General features: G+C 64.9%; 17 protein-coding genes. 1 reads left to right on the plus strand and 16 read right to left on the minus strand.

The window, feature by feature from the left end; all coding sequences use genetic code 11:
* Positions 1-89 precede the first annotated feature (89 nt).
* The 16 genes from nagB to HMPREF0975_RS17110 all read right to left on the minus strand — a co-directional run bounded on the left by nagB (position 90) and on the right by HMPREF0975_RS17110 (position 19,589).
* Positions 90-830: a glucosamine-6-phosphate deaminase gene (gene nagB / locus HMPREF0975_RS08380; RefSeq protein WP_009233714.1), complete on the minus strand. Its 741-nt coding sequence runs from the start codon at positions 828-830 to the stop codon at positions 90-92.
* A 140-nt stretch (positions 831-970) separates the two neighbouring features.
* A complete protein-coding gene (locus HMPREF0975_RS08385) occupies positions 971-2,701 on the minus strand; it encodes a hypothetical protein (RefSeq protein WP_009233715.1) in 1,731 nt (576 codons plus the stop codon).
* On the minus strand, positions 2,677-3,522 hold the full coding sequence (locus tag HMPREF0975_RS08390) for an ABC transporter ATP-binding protein (protein WP_009233716.1): 846 nt from the start codon (positions 3,520-3,522) through the stop codon (positions 2,677-2,679). The genes HMPREF0975_RS08385 and HMPREF0975_RS08390 overlap by 25 nt, the downstream gene beginning before the upstream one ends.
* Before the next feature lie 241 nt (positions 3,523-3,763).
* Positions 3,764-4,045 (minus strand): HU family DNA-binding protein, encoded by a 282-nt coding sequence (locus HMPREF0975_RS08395; RefSeq protein ID WP_003783064.1) that lies wholly within the window; start codon positions 4,043-4,045, stop codon positions 3,764-3,766.
* A gap of 201 nt (positions 4,046-4,246) precedes the next feature.
* Positions 4,247-4,996: an N-acetylmannosamine-6-phosphate 2-epimerase gene (locus HMPREF0975_RS08400; RefSeq protein ID WP_009233717.1), complete on the minus strand. Its 750-nt coding sequence runs from the start codon at positions 4,994-4,996 to the stop codon at positions 4,247-4,249.
* Between the two features lie 42 nt (positions 4,997-5,038).
* Positions 5,039-6,046, minus strand: coding sequence for an ROK family protein (locus tag HMPREF0975_RS08405; RefSeq protein WP_009233718.1), 1,008 nt, complete (start codon positions 6,044-6,046; stop codon positions 5,039-5,041).
* A gap of 210 nt (positions 6,047-6,256) precedes the next feature.
* The gene (locus HMPREF0975_RS08410) at positions 6,257-7,177 is read right to left on the minus strand and encodes a dihydrodipicolinate synthase family protein (RefSeq protein ID WP_009233719.1); all 921 of its coding nucleotides are present in this window, start codon (positions 7,175-7,177) and stop codon (positions 6,257-6,259) included.
* Positions 7,178-7,348: 171 nt separating this feature from the next.
* Positions 7,349-8,185: a carbohydrate ABC transporter permease gene (locus HMPREF0975_RS08415; RefSeq protein WP_009233720.1), complete on the minus strand. Its 837-nt coding sequence runs from the start codon at positions 8,183-8,185 to the stop codon at positions 7,349-7,351.
* A gap of 3 nt (positions 8,186-8,188) precedes the next feature.
* Positions 8,189-9,076: a carbohydrate ABC transporter permease gene (locus tag HMPREF0975_RS08420; RefSeq protein WP_009233721.1), complete on the minus strand. Its 888-nt coding sequence runs from the start codon at positions 9,074-9,076 to the stop codon at positions 8,189-8,191.
* A gap of 59 nt (positions 9,077-9,135) precedes the next feature.
* A complete protein-coding gene (locus HMPREF0975_RS08425; protein ID WP_009233722.1) occupies positions 9,136-10,521 on the minus strand; it encodes an ABC transporter substrate-binding protein in 1,386 nt (461 codons plus the stop codon).
* A 71-nt stretch (positions 10,522-10,592) separates the two neighbouring features.
* Positions 10,593-12,905, minus strand: coding sequence for an exo-alpha-sialidase (locus tag HMPREF0975_RS08430; protein ID WP_009233723.1), 2,313 nt, complete (start codon positions 12,903-12,905; stop codon positions 10,593-10,595).
* 621 nt (positions 12,906-13,526) lie between these two features.
* A complete protein-coding gene (locus HMPREF0975_RS08435) occupies positions 13,527-14,354 on the minus strand; it encodes an ATP-binding cassette domain-containing protein (protein ID WP_009233724.1) in 828 nt (275 codons plus the stop codon).
* Complete coding sequence (locus HMPREF0975_RS08440; RefSeq protein ID WP_009233725.1) at positions 14,354-16,501, minus strand: dipeptide/oligopeptide/nickel ABC transporter permease/ATP-binding protein; 2,148 nt, start codon at positions 16,499-16,501, stop codon at positions 14,354-14,356. The genes HMPREF0975_RS08435 and HMPREF0975_RS08440 overlap by 1 nt, the downstream gene beginning before the upstream one ends.
* Positions 16,501-17,466, minus strand: coding sequence for an ABC transporter permease (locus HMPREF0975_RS08445; RefSeq protein ID WP_009233726.1), 966 nt, complete (start codon positions 17,464-17,466; stop codon positions 16,501-16,503). The genes HMPREF0975_RS08440 and HMPREF0975_RS08445 overlap by 1 nt, the downstream gene beginning before the upstream one ends.
* A gap of 220 nt (positions 17,467-17,686) precedes the next feature.
* Complete coding sequence (locus HMPREF0975_RS08450; RefSeq protein ID WP_009233727.1) at positions 17,687-19,312, minus strand: ABC transporter substrate-binding protein; 1,626 nt, start codon at positions 19,310-19,312, stop codon at positions 17,687-17,689.
* Positions 19,313-19,463: 151 nt separating this feature from the next.
* Positions 19,464-19,589, minus strand: a complete 126-nt coding sequence (locus HMPREF0975_RS17110; RefSeq protein WP_021605127.1) for a hypothetical protein — start codon at positions 19,587-19,589, stop codon at positions 19,464-19,466.
* A gap of 10 nt (positions 19,590-19,599) precedes the next feature.
* On the opposite strand from HMPREF0975_RS17110, the gene HMPREF0975_RS08455 reads away from it, so the two are divergent.
* Positions 19,600-20,189: FadR/GntR family transcriptional regulator (locus HMPREF0975_RS08455; RefSeq protein WP_232212489.1), on the plus strand; the 590-nt coding region annotated here is incomplete at its 3' end.

Consider the following 20,189-nt stretch of genomic DNA (forward strand, 5'->3'; position numbering starts at 1 on the left):
CCAGTGTAGGTCGGACGGGGTACAACGGCAGTCGCCCACCCCATTCTGAGTCTGTGGGGAGGCTCTCCCTGAGATGCTCGACGACTCTGTCAGTGCTTGGACGTGAGCCTGCTGGCGGCCGCGGGGTCGACCAGCACCAGGGCGTCGTCGTGGCGCTGCATGACGGTGGCCGGCCACTCGGGGCTCACCTCGCCCTCCACGAGCTGGGCAATGGCCTCGGCCTTGCCCTCTCCGGTGGCGATGAGGACGAGCTTGCGGGCCTCCATGATGGTGGCCAGCCCCTGGGTGATGCAGTGGGTGGGGACCGCGTCGACGTCGCCGTCGAAGAAGCGGGCGTTGTCTCGGCGGGTCTGCTCGTGGAGCTCACCGACGTGCGTGCGCGAGTCGAGGGCGCCACCGGGCTCGTTGAATCCGATGTGCCCGTCGGAGCCGATGCCGAGGATCTGCAAGTCGCAGTAGCCGGCGGCCGCCATCTGCGCCTCGTAGTCCCGGCAGGCCGCCTCAAGATCCTCACTCAGCGCGTCCGGTCCGTGCAGGGCACCGGGACGCATGTCGACGCGGGAGCGCAGGTTGGTCTCCATGAAGGTGGCGTAGCGCTCCGGGTGCCCGGCGGGCAGGCCGACGTACTCGTCGAGCATGAAGCCTGTGACCTCGGCGAAGCTGATGCGTCCGGCGGCGCAGCGAGCGGCGAGCTCATCGTACAGGGGCAGGGGTGAGGACCCGGTGGCGGTCCCCAGTACGGCTGCCGGTTTGTCCGTCAGCAGCGCCTCGATCTCGTCGGCCGCCCGCAGTGCGAGCGCCTGAGCGGAGTCCAGAATGACAAGCTGCACGGTGATGTCCTCTCTGACATAACGACTGGATGTTCTGAGTCTACTGACCTCTGTGAGCCGCTGCATTCTTGAGCGACTTTACAGCAATCCTATCCCGATTTGTCAGAATCGATCAGCCTATGACGGTGTGACCGCCATGATCACACCGGCTGAGCGTGCCCCGACCACGTGTGGATCACTGCAAGAACCTGGGGACCGCGCCGGTCCAGCAGCCGCCCCCCGAAGACAATGCCTCCCCAGAGCGTCAGAGCGCACCAGACGATCCCCAGGCCGAACGCGCCCCACCCCCACCACTGCGAGTCCCAGACGACGCCGTAAATCGCCGCCCCCAGGACGGGTGAGCAGACGGCCAGGAGAACCAGGATCGCCACCATCTGGATGATCGCAGCGAGAAAAGCCGTTCCCGAAGTCCGCGAGCGCATGGGGCTGTCTCCGGGAGCCACCGTCTCGTAGGGCACGAGGACGCTGGTGAGGCAGGACCACGCCAGCGCACAACCGTAGAGGGCCAGACAGGCGCCGGTGACGGCCGGAAGCGTCTCCCAGCGGCCGGTCCACAGACTCATGAGCACCTCGACGGCGAGCAGCATGGGGACCTGCCACAGAGCCGCTCCGACAACCCGTCCCAGGCGGTCGTGCGCTCCACTGATCCCGGCGCTGATATGACTCCACAGCGCGGTGGAGTCCATACCCAGGTCGTCATGGATCGCCCAGCCCACGAACACGGCCAGAGACGGCGCCATGAACAGCAGCATGGCCGGGGCGTGGCCGATGGCGAAGCCGGTCTCCATCCGATGCCCGTCGATGGTGAAGACGAGCCGACTGGAGTTGAGAGCGGGAACCAGGACGAGGACCACCGGCATGAGTAGGACGGCCAGGAACTGGACCAGATACCTGGGATCGGTGCGCCAGTAGCGCAGACTACGGGCCGCCACGGCGGCTGCGGGCCGCGGTATCAGGGAGCCGAGTCTACGGGCCCAGGGGAGGACGTCGATCTGGTCTTCGGCCTGCGGATCACAGTGCCCGTCTGCGCTGTGCGAGGAGTAGGCGCGCGTGCGAGTCTGCGATGTCCCCGGAGAGGTCATCACCCTGCCCACCACGCGTTGCCACAGGGGAAGCAGGGCCGCGGGAATGATCCAGGACCCGACCGTCAGAGCCAGAGCAGGCAGCACCGAACCGCTGGCCATGAGCCCGGGAGCGGTGAAGGCCCAGCCGAAGGGGGTCAGTCCCAGTGCTCGGGCAACGGCTTGGAGCCGCTCGAGGGAGCCGGCGATGTCGTCCCCGATGAGCCTGGGAATGAGGTTGGGAAGCTGCGTGGCCGCCAGGAAGGTCAGGAAGGCGATGATCGCCGTCGTCTCTCGTCCGCGACGGGAGGAGGAGATACCCGCGGCCGTCACTACGATGCGGGAGACGATGACGCAGGTGGCCAGAGCAGCCGGAGCGCACAGCAGCGCCAGAAGCGCCGCTAAGAACCGGCCCGCCACCAGCCAGGTGAGAACCGGGACGAGACAGACGACTGCCGTCAGGCAGCCGGGGATGCCGAGGATTCCTGCGGCCAGCAGCCCGGCGGCCAGCCCTCGGGACGGAGCGGTCCAGGCGGCCATGGCTCGGGGATCCAGGGTTGAGTCGACCCCGGTGACGAGCAGCGGCACCAGCGCCCAGCCGACCACCAGCAGCGCCCCGAGGGAGCCGAGCACCAGCGCAGCCACACGGGGATCGGCGCTCAGCCCCAGCCCGACGGCGCCGGCCAGCACCATGGCGAGGGCTCCCAGCCCGTACAGGACTCCCAACACGGTTCCGACGATGGCCCAGACGTTCTTGGTCAAGGCGTTGAGGGTCAGACGCCATTTCAGCTTGATGAGGGTCGCAACCATGACAGCCCCTCCGTTCGCACCTGGGCCCCCACCAGTTCGGTGAAGCGCTGCTCGAGGTCGGCCCCGGCGGCGACCTGCTCCGTCGTCCCCGCAACGACGACTCGGCCGGCGTTGATAATGGCCACGTGGTCGCACAGGCGCTGCACAGTGGCCATGACGTGGCTGGAGATGACCACGGTTCCTCCGGCAGCGGCGTAGTCCCGCAGAATCGCCTGAATCGTCTGCGCCGAAATCGGGTCAACAGCCTCGAAGGGCTCATCCAGGACCAGGATGGAGGGCGAGTGCACCATGGCGCAGGCCAGGTGAACCTTCTTTCGCATACCCGCCGAGTAATCGGCCACCAGTGTGGTGCCGGCCTCCCACAGCCCCAGAACCTTGACCAGCTCGGTTGCCCGGGGCACGACGACGTCGCGCTCGAGCCCGCGCAGGAGGCCGGAGTAGGTGACGAGCTCAAGACCGTTGAGACGGTCGAAGGTTCGCAGGCCGTCGGGCAGAACTCCCAGAAGAGCCTTGGCCCGTAGCGGTTCGGCCCATACGTCGACGCCGTGGACCAGTGCCCGACCGGCATCGGGACGCAGCAGGCCGGTGGCCATCGACAGGCTGGTTGTCTTCCCGGCCCCATTGGGGCCGACGATGCCGTAAAAGCTGGAGACGGGGATATCGAGGCTCAGCCGATCCACCGCGACTTTGCGATCGAAGGTCTTGACCAGTTCCACCAGCTGGAGCGCCGGTACGGAGGCAGGACTGGGCGGGGCCCCGGCCAGCGCGCCGACTGTGGGAGAGCCGTCGGGCTGATTCTCTGCGGACGTGAAAGCAGACATGTTTCCACTGTAAGAACGTCCGCTTGTTCAGGCCTCCATCGACAGGAGGAGATCGGAGATTCCCGCCTCCTCCCGCGGCACCGTCCCCTGAGCATCATCAGTGACATACCGGCCATGGCATCCTGCGCGAGGATCGAGCACCAGGGCATCATCAGAAGCACTTAGAACGATTCCGGTCCGCCACTGCGCGTCTGGGCAGCGACGGACCGGAATCAGGACATCAGGGGCACGGCCCCACGTATCACTCGGCGACAGCCTTCTTCAGCGAGGAGCCGACGGTGACCTTGACACCGTAGCCGGCGGGGATCTGGATCTCCTCACCGGTGCGGGGGTTACGGCCGGTGCGTGCGGCACGCTCGACGCGCTCGATACCCATGAGGCCGGTGATCTTCACGGCCTCACCCTTGGCGACGTTCTCAACGAGGACATCCTGGAAGGCTCCCAGGAAGGCGTCGGCGTCGGTCTTGGTCAGGCCGGCCTTCTCGGCGATGGCGGCGATGAGCTCGGTGCGGTTGACGGACATGTCTTCCCTCTCGATCGTGGACGGACACCCTTGTGTGGTGCCACTTCTGGCAACGCTACGCATAAAACCTTGGGTTTGTCAGGTCAGACCGGAGTGTCGCGCTGGATAGCGAGTAACAATTCGCACATTCGCACCCCATCAGTCACATCCGTCACATACGGAGCAAGCCGCGGAACGACGCCGTTCTGCGGGCCCTTCCGGTCACCCCTTCCTCAGAGCGCCGGGCAGGGCACCTGCGAACCACGACGTGATAGTGGTCGGGTGAGTGATCGCGGTACCGACGACGACGGCGAAGGCACCATGCTCCATGGCGGCCGCCGCCTGCGCGGGGGTGTGGACCCGCCCTTCGACGACGAGCGGAATCTCCGCAATACCGGCGACCTGGTCGACGAGCTCGAGGTCGGGGCCCTCGGTCTTGGGTCGCTCCCCGGTGTAGCCCGCCAGGGTGGTCCCCAGGACGTCGACCCCTGCGTCCTGTGCGGCCTTGGCATCGTCCAGGGACCCGCAGTCGGCCATGATGAGGACCTCGGGGCGGGCCTGTCGGAGGCCCTCGACGGTCTGGGCGAGGCTCAGTCCGTCGGGACGGGGTCGCCGAGTGCCGTCCAGCGCCACGATCTGGCTCCCAGTGGCGGCCACGGCGACGGCGTGGGTGAGGGTGGGGGTGATGAAGACTCCTTCGTGCCCCTCCTTCCACAAGCCGATAACGGGCACGTCGACGTGCTGGCAGATGAGGGCCAGATCCGCCAGTCCCTGTGCGCGGATGCCGACGGCGCCGCCTGCCACGCAGGCCTGGGCCACTTCGTCCATGGTGCGGGGGTCGCGCATCGGCTCCCCCGGATAGGCCTGGGCGGAGGCGATAAGTCCTCCCCGCAGGCGCTCCAGAACGGGATGGAGGCCCGCGGAAGCGGCCTGCTCGTCGGTGAACGAGTGCGATGGTGACTGATCGGTCATTGGTCTGTCCTGTCTGATGTCGCCTTAGGGCGATGGTTGTCGTTAGTTCTCGGCCAGGGCGAGGGCCCCGCGGGCCGCGCCGACGATCGGCGCGGTGGTCCCCAGGGTGGCGGGAATGATCTTGATGGACGCCAGGGGGTCGATGATCTCTGCGGCGAAAGTCCGTCTCAGGGGCCCCCACCACAGGTCGCCAGCTCGGGCCAGACCGCCGGAGACGACCACGACGTCGGGGTCGATGACGGTGACCAGGCCCGCCAGAGCCCTGCCCAGGCAGGCCGCCGAGTCGCGGTAGACCCCCTGGGCGATGCGGTCTCCCGCGGCTGCGCGCCTCTCCACCTCGCGGGCGTCGGGGACATCCGGGTCTCCCCCCTTGGCCAGATATCGGCGGTGGATCTGCGGGCCGGCGGCGACGCCCTCGAGATGTCCCGGCCTGCCGCAGGTGCAGGGCTCGCCCTGCGCACCAGGAACGGGCACGTGACCGATCTCGCCGGCGACGTGGTGGGCGCCTCTGCGGGTTCGCCCCTCGATGACGAGGGCCCCGCCGACGCCGGTGCCCACCGCAACCATGAGGACGACCTCGGCCCCGGCGCCGGCGCCGAGCCACGCCTCTCCGGCGGCGTAGGCATCGACGTCGTTCTCGACGTGGACCGGCAGCTCTCCCAGACCCGCGGCGGCAAGCCTTTCCCGCACACCTGCGGCGACGCTCGTTCCGGCCCAACCGGTGATGGCGTCGGTGGCGGACAGGATCGTTCCGCGCTCGACGTCGACGACGCCGGCGGTGCCGATGCCGACCGCCGTGATCGGCACGGCTCTGGCTGGAGCCCGGCGGGCACCCGCCGCGACGACCTCCTGCACGAGGACGCTGATGGAGTCGAGCATGGCGGCCGGGCCGTCGTGGGCCGGGGTCGGGCAGGAAGCCACCTGCCCTTGCAGAGCCCCATCGGCGCCCACCAGGGCCGCGGCCATCTTGGTGCCGCCGAGATCGAGCCCGACCACGAGCGGAACCGCATCGGGGGGCGCGGGGTTCAAGGGGGGTGAACGAGAGGACATCCTGGCTCATGGGGCTCTCCAAAATGGTGTGCGGCACGGGTGCACTGATTCTTAAGGAAGGGGACCGATGGTCCGCGGGGCGAATGCTGCTCGAGGCCGCCGGAGCGCGCCCGGCCGCATGCCGGCCGTGGCAACCGGCGGCTGTGCGCCGCCCCTCGTCGTGGCGAGGGGCGGCGGGCACGTATCCGCCGGGGCTCCAGGGCCGGGATTTCAGATCAGACCCTGTGCCCTGACGATCTCAAGGACCGCGTCCTTGGTCCCGCCCTCGAGCGCCTTGACCGGGAACGCCATCTCGTTGGTGGCGATGATTCCGATCGCCTCCATCGCGGTCTTGAAGGCGCCAATGCCGGTGGCGTCGGCGGAGCGTCCCTGGGGCACGAAGACGATCTCGAAGCCCGCGCAGATCTCGTCCTGGATACGACGCACCTTCTCCCACGCGCCTTCGCGAGAGGCCCTCCACATCTCGGCGTAGCGGACCGGGTCCACATTGCCGTAGCCGGGGACGAGTCCGTCAGCACCCAGGAGGAGCATGCCGTCGACGACGCACTCGTGGCCGGTCAGGAGCGCCAGCGGGTGCCCTGCCGCCTCGTTGGCTGCGACGAGCCTGCGGAAGGCGACGTCGTTGCCGGAGGAGTCCTTGACACCGGCGATGACGCCCTCCTTGCCCAGTTCGACAAGCAGGTCCCGGCCGAGCTTGGCGCCGCCCAGACGCACGGGCACGTCGTATGCGAAGACGGGGACGTCGATGGCCGCGGCGATGGCGCGGAAGTGGGCCTTGATCTCTTCGGCGTCGTTGAGCGCGTAGAAGGGGCAGGTGGCCACGATGGCTTGGGCCCCGAGCGCAACGGCGCGCCGTGCCTGGTCGATGACGCGGTGGGCGGTGGTGTCAATGGCCCCTGCGAGCACCGGCACCCGGCCCGCGGCCTTCTTGACGACGCGCTCGATGACGGCGTCACGCTGGGAATCGGTGAGGTAGGCGACCTCTCCTGAGGACCCCAGGGCGAACAGGCCATCGACACCCCCGACGATGAGGTGCTCAACGACCTTGTCCAGGCTGTCGAGATCGACCTCGCCCTCGGCGGTGAAAGGGGTGACAACCGGCGGGATGACGCCGGTGAAACGGTTGTCCATGTGGTGTCTCTCTTCATTGAAAGGTTATCGGACGTCTGACATCTGACGTCGATGGATATTGTTGCAGATGTCCCCGCTCCGCGCCACCCCGGTGCGTACGACGCACGATCACCTGCGTCGTAGGCATCGGGGCGGCAAGAGGCGGGACTGGGGGGCGGGCCGCAGGAGGGGCTACTTGACAGAGCCTTCCGAGAGTCCGCCCGAGATGCGCCTCTGAATGATCATGAAGAAAACGACCGAGGGGACGATCACGATCACGGAAGCAGCCATCATGGCTCCCCAGTCGAGAACCTCCGACCCCTGGAGAGAGTAGAGGCCGACTGCGACGGGCATCCTGTCCGACTCGGTGATGAACAGGAGCGCATAGAGGAACTCGTTGAAGGTATTGATGAAGGTGTACACAGCAGTTGCCACGATCCCTGGGAGGATGATGGGCACCGAGATCTGCCAGAACACCCTGAAGCGGCTTGCCCCATCAACGGCGGCCGCCTCCTCCACCCCGATGGGAACCGTCTGGAAGAACCCGATGAGCATCCAGATCGCATAGGGGATCGAGAACGAGAGATAGGCGATGATCAGACCGATATAACTGTTCATGAGCCCGAGCTTGACCATGGTGATGGTGTATGGGATGGCGAGCAGGATCGGCGGGAACATATAGGTTCCAATGAGGATCTTGGTCAGCTGCCTGCCGACGCGCGGGAAGAATCTCACGATCCCGTAAGCGCCAAGCATGGAGACCACGACAGCGATGACTGTCGAGCAGCCCGCGATCAACAGCGAGTTCTTCAGATTCGTCAGGAACCCGATCTCCTGAATCACCTTGCGGTAGTGCTCGAGCGTCGGCGAGCTCGAGAACAGCTGCAGCGGGTTCTGCGCGAGCTCATGAGAGGTCTTGAAAGATGAGGAGATGACCCACACGAGTGGGAACACCGCAATAAAGGCAGCGACGATGAGGAGGAGGTACACGCATACCGTACCCCACGGACTACGACCAGCGCGTCGCATGATTCAGCCCCTTTCCTTTTCCCAGCGGTTGAGCATCCTGAAGGCGGCGAAGGCCAGAACCAGCAGGAAGATGAGCAGCAGGATCGTCACCGTGGAGGCGACACCGAGCTGGCGCAGGTTCCAGCCCTCCTGGTAGGCGAAGATCGGCAGTGTCGTGGTCCTTTCCCCCGGGCCTCCTCCCGTCAAGAGGAAGAGCATGTCGAAGTTGTTGAAGATCCAGATGGTGCGCAGGATGACCAGCAGCCCGATGACCTCGCGAATATGTGTCAGCGTGATGAATCTGAATCTCTGCCATCCGGAGGCGCCGTCCACCATCGCGGCCTCATACTGCTCCTGGGGAATGGTCTTGAGCGCGGAGAGAATATTCACCATGAACATCGGCGCGCCGAACCAGATGTTGATGAACAGTGCGATCCAGAAGGTCGTCGTGGGGTTGCCCAGCAATGCCGTGTTCTTATCGGTCAGACCGAGAGACGTCAGGAGATTGGGAAGGAATCCATAGACGTCATTGAGGATCCACTTCCAGGCGAATGCAGTGATAATGGCCGGAAACGCCCAGGGGACAATGAGGAGCGTTCGGAACAGCCCTGATCCACGTGGGACCCGGTCCAGCGCTAGAGCCAGTACCATGCCCACTGCGAGCTGACCGACGATCGAGGCGGCGGTCCATTTAATCGACACTCCGAATGCGTTCCAGAAGCTGGAGGATCCGAGCAGGTCGGTGTAGTTGGAGAGTCCCACCACATGGTAGCTGGTGCGTAAGAGGTTCTTGTCCGTGAAGGAATACCAGATGCTTGAGAGGACCGGGTATATCAGCAGGGCAAGAACGACGATCATCGACGGTGCTACGAAGCAGACGCCCGTCCAATTCATTCGTTTGATGCGTGTCATGAGTTCACCTTTCGGACTGGGTGGCGGGGACGAGATCCCGGCCCCGCCACTGCACCGACTCACTTGATGCTGGCTCCTGCGGCCTTGAACGCCTCATTGAGCTTCTTCTCGCAGTCCTTGGCGGCGGTCTCGACGTCGCTCCCGTCGATGATGATCGAGTGGTACATCTTCTCGATGAGGCCCTGGCCGGTGAGTACACCGGCCTGGACGAGCGGCCCCTTCTCCATCCCGATCGCGCTGCCGACGTCGACCTGATCCTGGATCACTTTGATCGAGTCCGAGTACTTCTGGATAGTCTCATTACCCAGGTAAGTGGAGTCCTGCGAGATATCGCTGAGAACGGGCAGCATCCCGCCGGGAACCGAGTGGAGGAACTCGATGTACTTGTCCTTGGTGAATAGGAACTCCAGGAAGGCCTTGGCCTCCCGCTTGACCTTGGATGCCTCCCACACCACCAGGGGCACGTTCGACACCTCGGCCGGGTAGTTGACCGGGTCGGTGGCCTTCATCCTGGGAAGCGGCGCCGCGGCGATGGAGTCGACCAGATCGGGGCGGTTGGTGGCCACTCCGGAGATGTGGAATCCGGAGTTGAAGTCGAAGGCGGTCTTGCCCTGGTAGAAGAGCGTCGCCTGATCGAGGACCGCGTAGTCGAGCGACCCCTCCGGGGATACCGACTTGTACAGGTCCGTCCAGTACTTGATGCCGTTCAAAGCCGGCTCGGAGGTCAGGTTCGCCGTACCGTCGTCCTTGAGCAGTCTCTGGCCCGCGGAACGGACGTAGAAGTTGAGGTAGCGGGCCCCCAGCATGTCTCCCGTTCCCAGGGGCACGGAGAGCCCGTAGAGGTCATCAGATTTTCCGATCGCCTTGGCCGCAGTGGCCAGCTCATCCCAGGTCGTCGGAACCGACAGCCCCTTGGACTGCAGGACATCCGTGCGGTACCACATGACCTGAGCGTGGGAGTAGATGGGTACCGAGTAGGACTTTCCGTCCGACTGCCCCTCGGCGAGCGCCGGCTTGGGGAAGCGGTCGCGGCCGATGGAGTCGATGACCTTGTCGAGCGGAACCAGGGCCTCGGAGTTGATCATCTCCACGACGTTGTTGGGCAGCGCGGTGGAGATGTCCGGCACCTGTCCGGCGGTCAGTCCGGTGGTCCACTTGGTGTTGAACTCGGACCAGGAGAACTGCTCGATCTTGACGGTGACGTCCGGGTTCTTGGTGTGGAACTCCTCGGCCATCTTCTTCATCCAGTCGGCACGCGGTCCCTGGGTGAAGGACGACCACATGGTGACCGTTCCGCGCAGCGGTCCGGTCTCCTCATCCTCCGAGGAGCTCTGGCCACCGCATGCGGCGAGCGCCCCGCAGATTCCGACGCCTCCAAGGATCATGAAGCTGCGACGGTTGAAGGCTGGCGATGGGTGGGACGGGACGGGGGTGGACGGGGTCATGACGGTTCTCCTTTGAACGGGCGATGGAATGGGGATGGTTGAGCGGTGTGAGACGGATCGAGGCGTTGGCTTCATAAGCGCCCGTCCTGATCCGCGGTGGTGTGCGGCTCGATGGATTCGACATCGGCGTCGAACCAGCTCAGGGGAATGCGCGAGAAGTAGAGGCCCTGGCACTCGTTCTCCCAGAGGATCCCGATTCTTCCGTCGGGCAGCGCGCACATGCACTGGTAGACGTAGTGACCGGGGTTGAAGGTCCGTGAGCGCCTCCAGGTACGTCCTCCGTCAAGGCTGAGTCGAATGACACCGCATCCTCGAAACGGGAGCATGAGCGAGGCGTTGGCGAAGACGATGCGGTCCTCCCCCTCGGCCGAGGGCAGGCAGATGGCGTTGGGTTGGCACCAGATCTCGGGAAGATCCTCATCGAAGTCGATCGGCCCCCAGGTCTGCCCCGCGTCATGGGACTCGGAGACGGCGACACGGCCGCACGGATGCTGGTTGCGCATGTACAGCACGAGCGTTCCGTCCCGACGCTCCACGACTGCGGCCTCGTGCAGGGACCAGGTCTCATCAACGAAGGTCCGCGGGTCGAGCGCTCCATCGGGAGTCCGCCTGCCGTCGTTGGGGCCGTGTCCCAGGTTCCAGGTCTCGCCGTGGTCGTCGGAGTAGGCCACGGTGGCGCACATCGCCAACCAGTTGCCGTCATTGTTGAAGTAGAGGGGTATTACGAGGCGTCCGGGACGGGGACCGTGGCGTAGGGCGATGCCGTTACCCGGGCAGGTGCCCAGGAATCTCATCCACGGCTGCTTCAGCTGGGGGTTGAGATCCCGCGGTTTGCTCCATGTGGCACCGTCATCGTCGGAATGGGCGATCTGCAGGTAGCTGGTGGGGATGGCCAGGAGGCTCTCGGCCGGGTCCGCACCGGGGGCCAGCTCGAAGTTCCCGGCCGGGTGGCCGTCACGGAGCACGGTTCCGTCATCCTCGATCCGGAACTCGGTGGCCTGCCCGTCGATCGTCGTCACCTTCCCGTCCGCCTCAACGACGTAGCGTCCGTCGTCAAGGTCCCGCAGGAGCCTTCGCCCCTGCTCATCGAATCCGGTCGATGCCCAGCAGTTGGGCTGCCCTATCCCGCCGGGGAAGTGATCGATGAGAACGTGGATCCTCCCCGTGTGCGGATCCTGAACCATGCAGGAGTCGATCACCGACGAGGCGTCCTCTCCGCTTCCCGGGCAGTCGATCACGGTGCGCGCCGGTTCCCAGCTCCGCCCTCCGTCGAGGGATCGGCGCACGACGAAGTTGATGTCGTTGGGAGAGTCGTTGGCGCTGGAGACGCGCTGGTCCGCCCCGGCCAGGATGGTGCCTGAGGTCAGAGTCAGGAGGGACGGGATCCGGTAGGACGCAGAGCCGCGGTAGCCCCGGTCGAAGAGCGCATCGGTCTCGATCGGCTCGATCTCGCACAGACGCTTGATCTGGGCGTCGCTGAGGGCGTAGTCGTAGAGACCCGCACGCTGCACCTCTCCGGACAGGCGCACGCCATCGCAGTCCTGGCCGACGAGGATCTCGTCGAGCCCTTCGACCTCGCCGAGGAAGAACTCGCCGGGAGCGTGCTTCTCGCGGAATCCATCGACGTAGAGGTCGACGGCACCGTGCCCCACGGTGACCACGACCTCGTGCCAGTCGCCATCACTCCACGCGCCGTTGGCTTGGACCTCCCTGCGTTCACCCGTCGCGCTCACGCAGGTGTAAGTGATCCCCTCCGGCCCCACCGTCACGGAGAGCTGCTCTCGCCCGAGCCCACTGGCCGCGAGTAGGGCTCCTTGCTGCATGCGACCACGCACCCGGAAGCGCAACCAGACCGAGCCGTGCCGGGCGTGGCAGAAGCGGGTGACGTCGTAGGGGCTCAGACGGTTGGCGGCGAACTCGACCAGTGGCTGCACGCGCCGTGACAGGGCCAGGACCTCCCGCGAGGTCAGCACCTCTGGGCGCACCCTGAACGCGGTGATCTCTGGACTGTCGCCCTGGCCCAGTATCGCCTGCGTCAATCCGGGGAGGTCCTTGAGGAAGGCCGTGGTGGTACCGCAGAAGGCCTGGTAGCCATCGACGTAGAGCCGAGTCCCGGCGGAGTCGACGGTCACGACGGCACTGTGCCAGCGTCCGTCGTCGAGTGAGCGTATATCCTCGGCCTCCAGCTTATTCCACTTGCCCGGAACCGCCGCCTCGTACACGAGCGACGACCCGACGATGCGCATTTCGAGAGAGTGCGCATCGGCCCCGCGCAGTAAGAACAGGTTCCCGTCGGACCTCGACCTGAACTCAAAGGAAATGCTCCCCCTCTCAGCCTCGAGAATTTCTTCATCAAGCCGCATCTCGGCACACACCGATCCCATGACACTTCACCTTTTACTCTAAATAAGACACAGAGGTCCCCATCACTCATCGATCTGCTCGAAAGATCCGCCGGCCAACACCGTAATGAGCCGGATGGATACATCGAGAATGCACCCGACAAAACATATCGATCTTTCATGATCGAGCACATATCGGGGCGCACATCACCTCATGGACAACAATGAGGCGGGCCGCAGGCAGCGGTTCCTTCCATCTTTCAGGCGGGCACCGGCTTCAACCGGCCATCAAGAGCGAATTAAAGAGGGCCCCCGCCCCTCGCGCACGACGGACTGACGACGTGCAGACGTGGTCACACGCCATGGCGCTGCGACATACATAGGACCCTCCTTCACATGCAACATCTTTGTTGACGGCCGTACCGGCACGACCGGCTCCTCACTGAACCGATATAAGTAATCTACTCGACATGTGACCTGGAAGTCAATCCCCGAGGGTGCCGAATTCACACCATCATGACGATCTGTTTTTCTCATAGTCACCAATTCCCATATTCCCTGTCCACCATATGAGTGCCTATCGCACACGTGAGGGGCGGACCCAATCGGGTCCGCCCCTCACGAAGAGGCCAATGCATCAAGAGGCACTCGAGCGATGGCTACTCACACGTCGAGCAGCGAGGGCACCGCCGCCAGGAGGGTGCGTGTGTACTCCTCCTGGGGGTTGTTGAAGATCTCCTCGGTGGTGTTGAGCTCGAGGATCTTGCCGAAGTACATAACGGCGATCCGGTCGGAGACGTAGCGCACCGTATTGATGTCGTGGCTGATGAACACCAGTCCCAGTCCCAGGGATGCTTTGAGGTCCTGGAGGAGGTTGAGCACCTGGGCTCGCACGGAGACGTCCAGAGCGGAGGTCGGCTCATCGGCCACGATGATGTCCGGGTCCAGCGCCAGCGCTCGGGCGATGGCGACGCGCTGGCGTTGACCGCCGGAGATCTGCCGGGGCAGCACATTGAGGGCGCTGGGAGGCAGCCCCACCAGGTGGAGCAGGTCGCGCACGCGCGCCTCGCGTTCCTTGGGCGTTCCGATTCCGTGAACGTTGAGCGGGTCGATGAGCGTATCGTGCACGATCATGCGCGGGTTGAGAGCGGTCGCCGGGTCCTGGAAGACCACCGAGATACTGCGGCCCAGCTCGCGACGGTCCGAAGCGGAGTGCCCCAGCGGGCGTCCCTTGAAGACGACTTCGCCGGAGGTGACCGGCTGCAGCCCCACCATGACCCTGGCGGTGGTGGACTTGCCACAACCGGACTCTCCTACCAGCCCCAGCGTCTCCCCGCGCTTGACCGACAACGAGACGTTGTTGACCGCGTGGACCGTATCCGGGTTGAACAGGCCGCCGGTGCGGGACTTGTGGATGACATTGACGTCCTTGAGCTCAACGACCGGCTGGTCCTGGCTCCAAGAGGTCGATGCAGAGGTGTTGGACGGCATCAGTGCTTCTCCTTCGCGAGCAGAGCCTCGAGCTCAGGGGTGATGGCGTAGCTGTGCTCGGTCGTGCCAGGTACGGGCTTGAGCACGGGACGGGTGTCCAGGCCGACCGTCGGGTGAGCCGATCGAGGCGCGAAGCGGTCGCCCTTGACGAACTCGCTGGGCGAGGGGACCACGCCGCGTACCTGGTGGAGCCGCTTGGAACCGGCTTCGATAGAGAGCACGGCTCCCAGAAGTCCTCGGGTGTACTCGTGGATGGGGTTGGACAGCAGCTCACTGGTGGGGGCCTGCTCGACCACCTGACCCGCATACATGACGGTGATGCGGTGAGCCAGCTTGGCCACCAGTGCCAGGTCGTGTGAGACGAAGACCATCGCGAAGCCCAGTTTCTCGCGCAACTCGTTGAGCAGGTCGATGACCTGCTTCTGAACGGTCACATCCAGCGCCGTCGTCGGCTCGTCAGCAAGGACCAGTGAGGGGTCGCGCGTCAGGGCCATGGCGATGAGGACACGCTGGCGCTGACCGCCGGAGAGCTCGTGCGGGTAGCTGCGCAGCGTGCGCTTGGGGTCGAGCCCCACCAGCTCGAGGAGCTCCTCCGCGCTGCGGGTACCCCCGCGAGAGGTCAGCTGAGCCATCTGGGTGCGGATGAGCATGGAGGGGTTCAGCGAGGACAGGGCGTCCTGGTAGACCATACTCATCTCGTGGCCGCGCAGGGCGTTGTGCTCGGTCGGCGTCATCTCGAGGATGTTGCGTCCCTTGAACAGAATCTCGCCGGAGAGTCGTGCCGATGGGGGCAGCAGCCCCATGACAGCCATCGAGCTGATGGACTTGCCGCATCCGGACTCCCCGACCAGACCCATGGTCTCGCCGGGACGCACGGAGAAGGACACGCCGTCGACGATGTTGACATCGCCGTGCTGTTCGGGGAAGGCGATCGAGAGGTTCTTGACCTCCAGGACAGGGTCCTCACCAGTGTCCTCGTAGACCAGGCGGTCGCGACGGGCCAGCTCGGCCGTCCGCAGGGAGCTGAGCCGGTCGGCCAGAGGAACGTCCTCGGCGGCCGGAGCAACAACACCGGTCAGGGAGCTCACGTTCGTGGTGTCGCCCTCCTTGGCGACGGTGGCGTTGGCGGTCACCGCCTCGGCGGCGTCGTCCCAGGCGTCCAGGGTGTCCTGGGCCTCCATGGCCTCTTCGTCGGCCTGGACATCGGGTTTGGCCTTGATGCGGGGAGAGGCCATCGCATCGGTCAGTCCCTCGGACAGCACGTTGAGGCACAGGGTGGTGATAAGGATGAGCAGGCCGGGGAAGAAGGTCGGCCACCAGTGACCCGACAGGAGCAGCTCCTTGCCCTCGGAGAGCATGTTGCCCCAGGTCGGCGTGTTAACGGACTTGATGCCCGCACCGATGAAGGACAGCGAGGCCTCGAAGACGATCGCGTCGGCCACCAGGACAGTCGCGAACACCATGATCGGGGCGATGCAGTTGCGGGCCACGTGCTTGAGGAGGATCCACGGCACCGGAGCCCCCATCACCTTGGAGGCGGCCACGTAGTCCTCTCCAAACTGGGAGAGGATATTGGCGCGCACCACGCGGGTGAGTTGGGGAATATAGAGGATGGCGATCGAGATGATGATGACCGGCAGCATCGGCAGACGGGTCGACATCGCCGAAACGAGTACGGCGGCCAAAGCGATCCCGGGAAAGGACATGACGACGTCGAGCACACGCATGAGGGTCTCCGCCACCCACTTGCGGGAAGTGGCCGCCACGGCTCCGAGGACGGAGGCCACCAGGAGCGCCAGTCCGGTAGCGGTCAGCCCCACGACCAGGGAGACCCTGGCGCCGTACACGGCGCGGGAGAAAATGTCGCGTCCGGTACCGTCGGTACCGAACAGGTGCGACATCGAGGGAGCCACCACGGGGTCGCTGGCGGTGACCTCGCCGACGCCCTCGATGTAGGAGGTCGTCTTGGTCTCCGCAAGGCCAGTGGCGCCGGGCGAGTACGGGGCGACGACGGGGGCCAGGATGGCGATCAGGGCAATGAGGCCGAGCACGACGATGGCGATCTTGGATCCGAGGGGCAGAGCCTTCCAGCCCTGGAAGCGCAGCCCGGGCCGCGAGGCCTTATCCAGTGTGGAACGGTGCAGCATCAGATGCTCCTGATTCGTGGGTTGACGAGGACGTAGAGCAGGTCGACAACGATGTTGATGAGGATGAAGGCCAGTGCAACCGTGATGGACACTCCCTGGACGATGTTGACGTCGTTACGGGTGATGCCTTGGAAGATGAGCTGTCCCATCCCCTTGATGTTGAAGATCATCTCGATGACGACGGCGCCCCCCATGGCGTAGCCGATGCGCAGTCCCAGCACGGTCAGCGGAGTGATGAGCGCGTTGCGCAGCACGTTGCGGGCCACCACGATGTTCTTGGGGATACCACCACCGATGGCGGTACGAACGTAGTCGCGATCGAGCTCCTCGACCATGGCGGTACGCACCACGCGGGTCAGCGATCCGGCATTGGGAACCGCGATGGCCAGCGCCGGCAGGAAGATCTGATTGAGGTAGGTTGCGGGGTCCTCGCTGAAAGGCACCCACTCGGACACCAGAGCCGGGAAGGCCCCCGTTCCGCCTGGAATATCGGAGAACCACTGGATGAGCAGCAGGGCGAGCCAGAAGGAAGGCGTGGCCAGGCAGGCGATGGAGACGACGCGGATGACCTGGTCCTGCCACTTGTCTCGGTATAGGGCGGCCACGATGCCCAGGATCGTGGCGAAGATGACGGCCACGAAGATTCCGATGAAGGTCAGCTGGAGCGTGATCGGGAAGGCCGCGGCCACCATGTCGGAGATCTTGACTCCGGTGAAGGAGGTGCCGAGGTCGCCGTGGGCCAGGCCCAGGAGGTAGTCCCAGAACCGCTTGAGGAGGGGATCGTTGAGGTGATGGGCGACTCGGTACTGCTCGAGGGCGTCTGCCGTTGCCGACTCGCCCAGCGCCAGACGCGCCGGGTCTGCCGAGGAGAACGACATGACGATGAAGACGAGCAGCGTCACGCCCAGCACCATGACCGGTAGCGCGACCAGGCGCCGTCCGATCAGGCGGATGAGGTTGGACACTGAAATGCTCCTTTGCGTTAGCGTCCTGCCGCCGAGGCGGGCGGCTGGGTGGCTCGGCAGCTGCGATGCCAGCTGCCACTCCAATTGTCTGATGTCTGACGTCAGATGGCAAGTCCGCGACGTCTGCTCCGCAGAAGCTCCGGCGGCTAGGAAGACTTGGAAATGGCGCGGGCGGAACGGCCAACCGTCATCGGCTTGCCGCACCGCCCGCGCACAGATCTCAGGACTTGGATGATCCCGTCCCCACGAAGGACAGACCAGTCAGGGAGATCGGCTTGAAGTTCTCCAGCGTCGCGGAGTCGTAGGCCGTCGGGGTCTTGCGGTGGAAGATCGGGTACAGCGGGACTTCCTCGGAGATCTTGTCGAAGGTCTCCTGCCACTTGGCAACCTGCTTGTCACCCTCCAGCTTGACCGCCTCATCGAGCAGGGCCTGGATCGCGACATGGCTCTCCGAGCCCTTCCAGTGCATGCGGGTCTCGGTCCACACGTCACCGCCGTACCACCAGCGCATGAGCAGGTCCGCATCGTTGCCGAAGACCGAGGGGTCGCCGGGCGCAATGAGGACGTCCCACGCACCCTGAGCGGAGTCGATGAAGGAGTAGGCGTCGGCGGACTTCTTCTCGTCGTAGTTGACCGTCACCCCCAGGGCCTCGAGGTTCTCACGGATAACGGGCCGCACTGCCGAGAACCAGCCATGGTCCGTACACAGAACGTTGATGGCCGTGATGCCGGCCTCCGCCAAGAGCGACTTCGCCTTGGCCGCGTCCATGGAGTAGACCGTCTTGGCCTTCTTGTAGGCGGGGTGGTTCTCCTGGACGAAGCAGGTCGCCGGCGTTGCCAGCCCGGCCATGCTGGTGTCGCAGATCTTGGCGTAGTCCAGCGCGTAGAGCACGGCCTGGCGCGCCTTGACGTTGGAGAAGGTCGTGTTGTTGAACATGGCGAAGAGCAGGCCGAAGCCCTGCTGAGCCGCCACCTTGACCGGATCCTTGAGCGTCGTAAGGTTCGCGGCTGGAACGGCGTCGATGGCCTGCACGGAGCTGGAGCTCATCGCGTTGGTACGGGTGGTGTCGTCGGGCAGAACCTGCCAGGTCATGGACTTGGCCAGCGCCGGGCGGGGACCGTTGTAGTTGTCATTGCGCTCGAAGACGACCTTCTGGCTGGCTGCGCCATTGTCGGTCATCTTGAAGGGGCCGGACCCGGTGGGGTTCATGTCGAAGGCCTTGGCATCGGCCTCGACGATCGCCTTGGGAACGATCTTAACGACGCTCAGGCGCTCGGCCACGAGCGAGAAGGCGTACTTGAGCTTGATCGTCACCGTGCTCGCATCCTTGGCCTCGACTTTGTCGACGAAGGGCAGGAACTGGGAGTACAGCGACTTGTTAGCCGGATCGAGCACGCGCGTGAAGGAGAAGACGACGTCGTCCGCAGTCACGGCCGAGCCATCGGAGAACTTCGCATCCTTGCGCAGCATGACCTCATAGGTGGTGTCGTCTACCTTCTTGGGCATCTCTGCGGCCAGTGCCGCATAAACCTCTCGGGTTGCCGGGTGAAGCTCGGTGAGTCCCTCCAGAGTGTGCCAGTTGGCGGCGACCGTAAGAGCCGACGACGTCGTCATCGGGTCGTAGCCATTGGTGCCCAGCTCATAGGAAATGCCCGCGGTGATGACACCGTCCTTGTGGGTGACCTCCTGATCGGTGGCCATGGCACTGCCCTTCGCACCACCCGCAGTCTTGGCCTTACCACCGCAGGCCGCCAGGCTGACAGCCAGACCGGCAGCCATTCCGAGGGTACCGGTCAGCCTGATGAAATCCCGGCGGCTAGAGCCGGCCGGAGTTGTGATCGCCATTGATTCTCTCCTGAAGTCTGACGTCTTATGTCTGACGTTGGTAGGATGACTGTAGCAGAGGTCGGGACGTCCAGACCACTCACAACCTCGCAGGTCAGGACGCTCGACTATCGAAGTTCAACCAGAGGGCGATGGCGTCCAACGAGCAGATTCACACCGCAGTGATCACAATGATTGACAGGGCAAGAACCGTGGCCGACACCGAGAAGAGCAGCACCGTGAGCAGATCACCCGCATCGAGGGCAGCAGGGACTCCACCCAGAAACGAGACGAGCATCACAACAAGCGTGAATGAGGTCGTGATTCCGCACGGCACCTACTCGACACTGACGGCTTCCCCGGTCACCCAGGCGGAGGCCACGATTACCGCGATCAAGGACTTCATCCTGGGAACCGGCCTTCAGGTGGGGGATGCTTTGCCGACCGAGTCGCAGCTGTGCACCGATCTGGGCGTGTCCCGCTCCTCCGTGCGCGAGGCCGTACGCACCCTGGTCGCCCTCGACATCGTCGAAGTCCGCCACGGACACGGCATGTTCGTCGGCAGGGTCTCCATGCGCCCCATGGTCGAGTCCCTCGTCTTCAGAGGCCTGCTCAACCCCGGAGACGACCACCGCGGACTGCGCGACATCGTCGAAGTCCGCATCACCCTCGACAACGCACTAGCCGAACCCGTCACCCAAGCCTGGAAGAACCGCCAAGACACCGAACTCGACCAAATCGTGGCGCAGATGGATACCCACGCCCAAAAGGGCGAACTCTTCACCGAACAGGACCGCCGCTTTCACATGCGGATGCTCGAACCCCTGGACAACCACCTCTTCCTGCACCTGACCGAAGCGTTCTGGGCAGTCCACACCCTGACCGTCCCCCTCCTAGG

The organism is Actinomyces sp. oral taxon 849 str. F0330, from assembly GCF_000239715.1.
Classification (GTDB): domain Bacteria; phylum Actinomycetota; class Actinomycetes; order Actinomycetales; family Actinomycetaceae; genus Actinomyces; species Actinomyces johnsonii.

Coding starts and splice junctions, on each gene's coding strand:
- HMPREF0975_RS08385 (WP_009233715.1), bottom strand. CDS start 2,701: ATGGTTGCGACCCTCATCAAGCTGAAATGGCGTCTGACCCTCAACGCC.
- HMPREF0975_RS08390 (WP_009233716.1), bottom strand. CDS start 3,522: ATGTCTGCTTTCACGTCCGCAGAGAATCAGCCCGACGGCTCTCCCACA.
- HMPREF0975_RS08395 (WP_003783064.1), bottom strand. CDS start 4,045: ATGTCCGTCAACCGCACCGAGCTCATCGCCGCCATCGCCGAGAAGGCC.
- HMPREF0975_RS08400 (WP_009233717.1), bottom strand. CDS start 4,996: ATGACCGATCAGTCACCATCGCACTCGTTCACCGACGAGCAGGCCGCT.
- HMPREF0975_RS08405 (WP_009233718.1), bottom strand. CDS start 6,046: ATGTCCTCTCGTTCACCCCCCTTGAACCCCGCGCCCCCCGATGCGGTT.
- HMPREF0975_RS08410 (WP_009233719.1), bottom strand. CDS start 7,177: ATGGACAACCGTTTCACCGGCGTCATCCCGCCGGTTGTCACCCCTTTC.
- HMPREF0975_RS08415 (WP_009233720.1), bottom strand. CDS start 8,185: ATGCGACGCGCTGGTCGTAGTCCGTGGGGTACGGTATGCGTGTACCTC.
- HMPREF0975_RS08420 (WP_009233721.1), bottom strand. CDS start 9,076: ATGACACGCATCAAACGAATGAATTGGACGGGCGTCTGCTTCGTAGCA.
- HMPREF0975_RS08425 (WP_009233722.1), bottom strand. CDS start 10,521: ATGACCCCGTCCACCCCCGTCCCGTCCCACCCATCGCCAGCCTTCAAC.
- HMPREF0975_RS08430 (WP_009233723.1), bottom strand. CDS start 12,905: ATGGGATCGGTGTGTGCCGAGATGCGGCTTGATGAAGAAATTCTCGAG.
- HMPREF0975_RS08435 (WP_009233724.1), bottom strand. CDS start 14,354: ATGCCGTCCAACACCTCTGCATCGACCTCTTGGAGCCAGGACCAGCCG.
- HMPREF0975_RS08440 (WP_009233725.1), bottom strand. CDS start 16,501: ATGCTGCACCGTTCCACACTGGATAAGGCCTCGCGGCCCGGGCTGCGC.
- HMPREF0975_RS08450 (WP_009233727.1), bottom strand. CDS start 19,312: ATGGCGATCACAACTCCGGCCGGCTCTAGCCGCCGGGATTTCATCAGG.
- HMPREF0975_RS17110 (WP_021605127.1), bottom strand. CDS start 19,589: ATGCTCGTCTCGTTTCTGGGTGGAGTCCCTGCTGCCCTCGATGCGGGT.